The organism is Vibrio sp. Of7-15, assembly GCF_022347565.1.
Lineage (GTDB): Bacteria > Pseudomonadota > Gammaproteobacteria > Enterobacterales > Vibrionaceae > NORP241.
The window spans coordinates 188630-196991 of record NZ_JAKRGH010000009.1; the positions used below are offsets into that span (position 1 = coordinate 188630).

General features: G+C 41.4%; 5 protein-coding genes. 1 reads left to right on the plus strand and 4 read right to left on the minus strand.

What is annotated here, in order from left to right:
• Positions 1–21: 21 nt before the first annotated feature.
• The 3 genes from MHO82_RS12355 to MHO82_RS12365 form a co-directional block, all read right to left on the minus strand.
• Positions 22–390, minus strand: a complete 369-nt coding sequence (locus tag MHO82_RS12355) for a YacL family protein (RefSeq protein WP_239184252.1) — start codon at positions 388–390, stop codon at positions 22–24.
• Between the two features lie 105 nt (positions 391–495).
• Positions 496–3093 carry a bifunctional aconitate hydratase 2/2-methylisocitrate dehydratase gene (gene acnB / locus MHO82_RS12360; protein ID WP_239184253.1) on the minus strand — a complete coding sequence of 866 codons (2598 nt, stop codon included), beginning with the start codon at positions 3091–3093 and terminating at the stop codon, positions 496–498.
• A 215-nt stretch (positions 3094–3308) separates the two neighbouring features.
• On the minus strand, positions 3309–5636 hold the full coding sequence (locus MHO82_RS12365; RefSeq protein ID WP_239184254.1) for a patatin-like phospholipase family protein: 2328 nt from the start codon (positions 5634–5636) through the stop codon (positions 3309–3311).
• 54 nt (positions 5637–5690) lie between these two features.
• Between MHO82_RS12365 and MHO82_RS12370 the strand changes: the two genes are divergently transcribed.
• Positions 5691–7610 carry a methyl-accepting chemotaxis protein gene (locus MHO82_RS12370; protein ID WP_239184255.1) on the plus strand — a complete coding sequence of 640 codons (1920 nt, stop codon included), beginning with the start codon at positions 5691–5693 and terminating at the stop codon, positions 7608–7610.
• 51 nt (positions 7611–7661) lie between these two features.
• Here the strand turns inward: MHO82_RS12370 and MHO82_RS12375 are convergent, their stop codons facing one another.
• Positions 7662–7964: an MliC family protein gene (locus MHO82_RS12375; protein ID WP_239184256.1), complete on the minus strand. Its 303-nt coding sequence runs from the start codon at positions 7962–7964 to the stop codon at positions 7662–7664.
• Positions 7965–8362 lie beyond the last annotated feature (398 nt).

Genomic DNA, 8362 nt, shown 5'->3' on the forward strand with positions numbered 1-8362 from the left:
TTAAAAATGCATCAATTTCCCTTATTTTTTCTGAAAAAATGCCAACCAACTGTGCAACATCTGCTCAAAATCTTCTAAACCGCATACAGAAACACTTTCTTCATTATAAAAATCGATGTCCTCTTCAAAGTCTTCATCTTCCTGATGAAAAAGAACATTTTCCTGAACAAGTGCTTCTTGGGCATTAAGCTGCAAACTGAGTTCTTTCCCCTCTAAATGCCACTCTTCACTGCTGTTTTTCAATGCATCAATTTGGTGAAATAGCATGTTAATCACTTCGGTATCCGTTCCGACTTCATCAAGCAACCATCGCCCTAATGCTTCATGCCCCATTGAAAAGTGAACGCGATAGGTTCCCATTAAACTATTGCGTCGAAACTCATAATCCATATTTTATGCTCTGCTGTTCTCTTTCTCATTAGTGTAACTCAAATCAACACCAATAAAAAAAGCAGCTCTTTCAAGCTGCTTTAAGTCACCGAGAATAAAGAAGTATTATACTGGCTCTTGGAAAATCACATCAGACGCTTTATCGGTATACTGCGTCATACGATGGAAGTTCAAATAACGGTATGTGTCTGCTGCTGTCGCATCAATTTGACGAGCATACTCTAAGTACTCTTCAAACGTCGGTATACGACCCAGAATCGCTCCTACTGCCGCAAGTTCAGCAGATGATAGGTACACATTAGCCCCTGTTCCTAAACGGTTAGGGAAGTTACGTGTCGATGTCGACATCACTGTCGCTTTATCAGCAACACGAGCTTGGTTACCCATACATAAAGAACAGCCCGGAGTTTCAATACGAACTCCAGCACGCCCAAAGATACCGTAGTAACCCTCTTCCGTTAATTGATCTTTATCCATCTTCGTTGGTGGCGCAATCCAAAGACGAGAATCAAGTTGACCACCAAATTTCTCTAGCAGTTTACCAGCAGCACGGAAGTGTCCGATGTTTGTCATACATGAACCAATGAATACTTCATTAATTTCTGTCCCTTGAACTTCAGACAGCAAGCGAGCATCATCAGGATCATTTGGAGCACATAAGATTGGCTCTTTAATGTCTGCTAAATCGATTTCAATAACGTGAGCATATTCTGCATCAGAATCTGCTTCCATTAATTCAGGGTTCGCTAACCACGCTTCCATCGACGTAACACGACGCTCTAAAGTACGACGATCGCCATACCCTTCAGCGATCATCCACTTCAACATAACGATGTTCGAGTTTAGGTATTCCGCAATCGACTCTTGTGATAATTTCACGGTACAACCCGCCGCTGAACGCTCTGCAGACGCATCAGAAAGTTCAAATGCTTGCTCTACTGTTAAGTGCTCAACGCCTTCAATTTCAAGAACACGGCCAGAGAATTCATTAATTTTACCTGCTTTCTCAACCGTTAACAGACCTTGCTTGATACCGTAATAAGGAATCGCATGTACTAGATCACGCAGTGTGATACCTGGCTGCATTTCGCCTTTAAAACGAACCAATACCGATTCCGGCATATCCAGTGGCATAACACCAGTTGCTGCTGCGAATGCAACCAAACCAGAACCAGCAGGGAAAGAGATACCTAATGGGAAACGTGTATGTGAATCCCCACCAGTACCAACCGTATCTGGCAGAAGCATGCGGTTTAACCATGAATGGATTACACCATCACCAGGGCGAAGTGATACACCAGCACGGTTCATAATGAAATCAGGCAGTGTATGGTGAGTATTTACATCAATTGGTTTCGGATAAGCAGACGTATGACAGAAAGACTGCATCACTAAATCTGCTGAGAAACCTAAACATGCTAAATCTTTTAACTCATCACGCGTCATTGGCCCTGTTGTATCTTGAGAACCAACCGTCGTCATTTTAGGCTCACAGTAAGTACCAGGGCGAATACCTTCTACGCCACACGCTTTACCAACCATCTTTTGAGCTAAAGAGTAACCTTTACCAGTATCAGCTACTTCAACAGGGCGACGGAATACATCTGAAGCCTCTAGGCCCAGAGATTGACGCGCACGATCGGTTAAACCACGGCCAATGATAAGTGGAATACGACCACCAGCACGAACTTCATCAATCAAAACATCTGTTTTTAATGAAAATTCAGAAATCGTTTCACCTGTTTCGTGATCAGTTACTTTGCCTTCAAATGGATACACGTCAATGACATCACCCATATTCAGCTTAGTTACATCGACCTCGATCGGTAATGCACCAGCATCTTCCATTGTATTAAAGAAGATAGGTGCAATTTTACCACCAAGAACATAACCACCTGCACGCTTATTCGGTACATAAGGAATATCATCTCCCATGAACCATAACACAGAGTTAGTTGCAGATTTACGAGATGAACCCGTACCAACCACATCTCCTACATACACCAACTGATGACCTTTTTCTTTCAAGGCTTCAATTTGATTAACAGGGCCAACTGTACCGGCTTGATCTGGTTCAATGCCATCACGTACGTTTTTCAGCATTGCTAAAGCATGCAGTGGTATATCAGGGCGAGACCATGCATCCGGTGCTGGAGATAAATCATCGGTGTTTGTTTCACCGGTAACTTTAAATACGGTAAGAGTGATTTTTTCTTGTAAAGCTGGTTTAGATAAGAACCATTCGGCATCAGCCCAAGATTGAAGTACTTGCTTGGCAAATTCATTGCCTGCTTTTGCTTTTTCTTCTACATCGTAGAACGCATCAAACATTAAAAGCGTATGAGATAGTGCTTTAGCTGCGATAGATGCTAGGGCTTCATCATCTAATAGTGCAACCAGTGGTTCAATATTGTAACCACCTTGCATTGTCCCAAGTAGCTCAGCGGCTTTCTCTCGGCTTACAAGCGGAGATTCTGCATCACCTTTTGCAACAGCGGCTAAAAAACCCGCTTTTACATAAGCGGCTTCATCAACACCTGGGGGAATGCGATTTTCAAGTAGGTCGAGAATGAATTCCTCTTCACCTTTTGGTGGATTTTTTACCAGCTCAACCAGAGCTGCAACCTGTTCAGCGTCCAGAGGTTTTGCAACAACTCCTTCAGCAGCACGTTCTTCGACGTGTTTACGGTAGGCTTCAAGCACGACTTATTCCTCTCATTGCGGTTTACCCCTGATGGGTAAACATCCTTGGAAAGTACTTGGCCTGATAGAACCTGCTGTAACTTATTTAATGATTCTTACCATAAAACAGAGAAATATCGGGTAAAACCAGACCAAAACCGTATGCACATCATAGCAAATTTAACTTAAAATTAAAATCTGATCATTTTGACCAACATACGACTTCTAGCTAAAGATTAGAAAGAACTCCCAACTATAAGATAAAGTGAGTTTAGCCGATCTTCAATCTGGCCGTAGCCAAAAATCACAGGGCCTATGGGTGAATTAATGCCAGCAAAGATAGAATAAGCGTTGTACAGATCTACATCTTTAAAAGAAACCTCTGTATCGCCGCCGCCCCATACGCCACCCTTTTCAAGTGAACCGCCAATATAGACTGGTGATTGGAAAAGGCCAAAATCGTTATCAATCAGCTTATAACGGTAAATAATACTACCAAAGGCTAAGTTCTCTCCTAGAAGGCTGTCTTTTGGTATACCACTTAAACGTAAAAAACCACCAAGCTCTTTAGGTTCAAGAATCAGCCGCCCTTCCGCGCCTTTCGCTACACCATACTCTAGGTTCCCCACAAGCGTATGCCTTTGATACGAATACGCGCTGATGCCTTTTACAGTTATTTGCGTCACGGTATCTTCGTTGACTTCTGGGGATTCAAAAATACCATAATCAACCGCTCGGTCTTCTGACACTCTGTACTCAGCAAATAAATAATTACCCCTTGTAGGTAAACTAAAGTCATCTAACGTATCTAGTCGATACTCAACAAAGGCCGCTTTACGTTCATATTCATTGTTCAGCCGGAGAATACTTGCTCCAGCGATCTCTCCATCGGTATAACGTAAGCCTGCTTTTAACTCATGCCACAAATGGGGCTGAATGCCTACCGCCCCTTCAAAGATCCACTCCCGGTAGCGTACAGGTATGACATTAAAAACAATATCGTCAAAATTCACTGAGCCAGGTGCTGTGAAAGGCAAGGTTTTTTTCCTAACTTCATAGCGAGCTCCCAATGTTGTGAATAGAGCCTGGTTGGAAAGAAAAGGGGAATACAACTCCAACATAGCCAACTTATCTGAGCCAAGCTCCCAGTTTGTCCGTAATTCTGCGCCATTTTCACTCAAGCCAGAAAAGTTCAGTGATAGCCCTAAAGAGTATTGGCTGTCCGTTTCAAAATCATCCTGTAAGCTAAACCGAAAATTTAAGTAATTTGGTCCCCACGTTTTTTCTTCTACCTGAATCTGAAGATCGTTCACATCATCCAGTACATTATATTGATAGCTAATACGTTCAAATCGATCGAGAGCGTATAAGTTATCGATACTTTCTTCTAACTCTTCGGTGGAAATAGTATTTCCGTGCGCCAAACTCAATCGGTTTAATAGCAACTCATCACTATAATGACTCTTATTAATTAACGTAATTTGATCAATAACCAAGTCATCGCCATACTCAAGTTGACGACGACGTTGCTGTTTACTCTCAAGATAAGCTTGATATTTTGCGCTAGAGACAGAGAAAGGTTTTAATAATTTTTTGGCCTGCCTTGCTGATTGATAACCTAATTCATAAGCTTCAGGCATTTTGTCAAACTCAATGGTTTCCATTGCACCAACATCTGGTGACAGTAAAACATCACCCTGCCCAAGTAATCCAGCCTGTTGTTCTGTACTATTTTTCACCATAAAGTTAGTTAGCTGATCCATGACTGAGATATAGCTGGCTATTTCACCTTTTTCTTTATAGTCAGTACTGATGTCAACAGCAATCACAATATCTGCCCCCATTGCTTTAACGACATCAACAGGCATATTGTTGACAATGCCGCCATCTACCAATAACTTTCCTTCATACTGCATAGGAGGAAGAATGCCAGGCACTGACATACTGGCCATCATAACCTGAGGTAAATTTCCTTTATCAAGAACCACAGGAACAAGATGTTCAATATCTGTGGCCACCGCTCTAAAAGGAATAGCGAGATGATCAAAAGAGTCAAAATTAGGCAAATTACCGGAGGTTTCTCGGAGAATTCGGGCCATGGTTTGCCCTTGAACTACTCCTTTTGGTGCTTTTAGCTCACCAAGCCCCGTCCCTAAATCCGTCGTAATTTGGTAACGGTCTTCATACTCTTTATCCCTGATTCTGCGTTCACTGCGATCCACTCTGTCAATATAACCATGGCTCCAATCGACACTATAAATTAAACTTTCTATTTCACTGGCACTCATTCCTGATGCATACAAGCCCCCAACATAAGCCCCCATACTGGTGCCAGCAATATAGTCCACCGGAATATGCATTTCTTCTAGTGCTTGTAAAACACCAATATGAGCTGCACCTTTCGCTCCGCCGCCAGCTAAAACCACACCGACTTTCAGTCGCTCTGGAATGATTTCTGCATAGGCATAGCGAGAGAAAATAAAAAGAAATAAAATACAAAGCAGAATTGATAACTTACATCTTTGTTTGTTATTTATACTGAATAAAGAAAAAACCAACTGCACAGAAGCTCCTCGCAATGAGCCTAATAATGAAAATATTAAAAGAAGAATTTCACAATGAAGAATATTAATCTCACTATAAAACAGAAACTTGTTCTCGGTATTGTTATTGCCGTTTTAACATCTACTTTGCTGGTTGGGTATATTGCACAAAGTAAATCATACGAAGTGGTTGAAGATCGACTAATTAATGTTGAACTACCTTCGATGGTGATGCAAATTCGAAATGAAGTAGACAAACAAGTGACTCAATTATCTTCAGCCGCTCAACAACTCGCCAACAGCCGCTTTATTTTATCACTTTATAAAAATGAAACCCTTTCCGATCATGATGAGCGACAATTAATTCAGCAACTTAACGACATAAAAGCGCAATATTCCTTAAATGATGCTTCAGTTGCCAATAGAGAAACTGGCGATTATTGGAATCAAAACGGTTTTCTACGCCGTTTAACACCACAACAAGATGGCTGGTTTTTTGGTTTTACAAAAAGTGGCAATGAGAAGATGCTTAATGTATTCCAAGAATCAACAGGCGAAGTGAAGCTTTTTGTTAACTATCAACAGATTAACGGAAAAGGCATGTCAGGCTTATCTAAGTCGTTAGATGACATGGTGCGATTACTCAATACATTTAAAGTTGAAGAAACTGGATTTGTTTATTTAGCCGACGCGCAAGGGACAGTAAAGCTACACAGAGACAACAGCCTAATGGGCAAAAGCTCCTTTAGTTCCTTATATGGCCATGAAGCTCAATCCAAACTGACTTCTAAGCAAGATTTTAATTTAGTGGAACTAGAGTTAAATGGTCAAACGACATTAGTTGCTACGAGCTATATTGAATCAATGGACTGGTTTGTGGTCGCAGAGGCACCTAAAGAGGAAGCCTTTGCCCAGTTACGATCGGCAATCACGCAAATGATCCTGTGGACTATCGTCATTGCTGCCGTTTTAATTTCACTTGCCTTTGTGATTGCTGGCACAATTACCCGCCCACTTCACAACCTTGCTTGTATGTTCCGTGATTTAGGGGAAGGTGATGGAGATTTAAGCCACCGTTTGACCGTTGAAGGAAACGACGAGATCGCGCAACTATCCAGTGGTTTTAATAGCTTTATTGCCAAAATACATCATTCAGTAAAAGAAGTTGCCGAAACAGGTAACTCATTACGTACGGCAGCAGAAACAGTAGCAACGAAAGCTCAAAGCACCTTAGATAATAGCCAGCAACAAAGAGATCAAACAATTCAAGTTGTTACCGCAATTAACCAAATGGGTATGACCATTAGCGAGATTGCTACTAACGCAGCTCAAGCAGCAGAAACCGCTCACAGTGCAGAGTCAGACACGAACAATGGGCAAAATGTGGTGAATCAGGCTAAAGAATCAATCAGTCAATTGGCATCGGATATGAATAATGTATCTACTGTTATAAATAACCTAGCTAACAACACACAAGAGATTGGTTCTATTCTGGACGTCATTCGTGGTATTTCAGAACAAACTAACCTATTAGCACTAAATGCTGCCATTGAAGCAGCTCGTGCTGGTGAACAAGGAAGAGGCTTTGCAGTCGTAGCAGATGAAGTACGCAACCTAGCTAGCCGTACTGCTGACTCCACTGATGAAATACAAAAAATGATTAACCAGCTACAAGCTGAAGCTAAAAATGCAGTATCAGCAATGGAAGCTAGCCAGGCATTAACCTCACAAGGTGTATCATCTTCAGATGAAGCTACCAATGCTTTAAGCGCAATTTCAAGTGGAATCACAACCATTTCCGACATGAATACTCAAGTAGCAACAGCAACAGAAGAGCAATCCACCGTTGTTCATACTATCAACAGCAACATTGAAGAAATTAACGACATTAACCAGCTTACAACCGGAACTGCAGAGCAATTAGCTCTAGCTAGCTTAGAGTTGAAAGAGTTATCTCAACGATTAGACACAATGGTAGGTACATTCCGCTTATAAAGTACAGAATAGCAACCTAAGCTCACCTTGCTTAGGTTGCTATCTAAGAGCTTAATCTTCCACTCGGCACCCTGTTAGAGTGTCGTTCCCCCAAGTTAGCATTGCTTCATCTCCCTTCGTAAATAATAAACTATTTCCATCGTAGCTTTTATATTTCACTCCAGACGCAGAGTCTTCCAAATACATAACTTGCGTTTCATTCAAATAGTTCACCATAGATTTCCCTTCATGGTAATCAACCGAAAATGATTGTCCTTCTAAACATTGATAAGAAACTGCCTGACCAAGACGACTAAAATCACTCGTTGTACACGCCACTAACGATAAACTAAGAAAAACATAAGGAAGCCGCATATGAATCTCCATTGATGGCTCTGCACTCCCCCTGTACCTAGCTACGTAAGAGTCATGAAACTAGAAGTGTCCCCCACGTATAACAAATAGGAAATGCAAAGTAGATAGACAAAATAGAAATGATTGTTTAGCGATATAAGCTTAGCTGAGGAAAAGAGATGCCTAAAGAAAATAACACTATAAAATTAAAGGGTTCAGTATAAAGCTGCCCCTCGACTTACAAAAATTTGAGTCCTAAAATTTACTAGAACAAAGCGATATAAACATAAAAGTAATCACTTTTTTCAGACGTAAAAAAGCCCGACTCTTTCGAATCGGGCTTTTCTAATAAGTGGCGGAGTGGACGGGACTCGAACCCGCGACCCCCGGCGTGACAGGCCGGTATTCTAACCAACTGA

Bases quoted from the DNA above. Each gene is read 5' to 3' on its own strand.
- MHO82_RS12355 (WP_239184252.1), bottom strand. From the start codon at position 390: ATGGATTATGAGTTTCGACGCAATAGTTTAATGGGAACCTATCGCGTT.
- MHO82_RS12370 (WP_239184255.1), top strand. From the start codon at position 5,691: ATGAAGAATATTAATCTCACTATAAAACAGAAACTTGTTCTCGGTATT.
- MHO82_RS12375 (WP_239184256.1), bottom strand. From the start codon at position 7,964: ATGCGGCTTCCTTATGTTTTTCTTAGTTTATCGTTAGTGGCGTGTACA.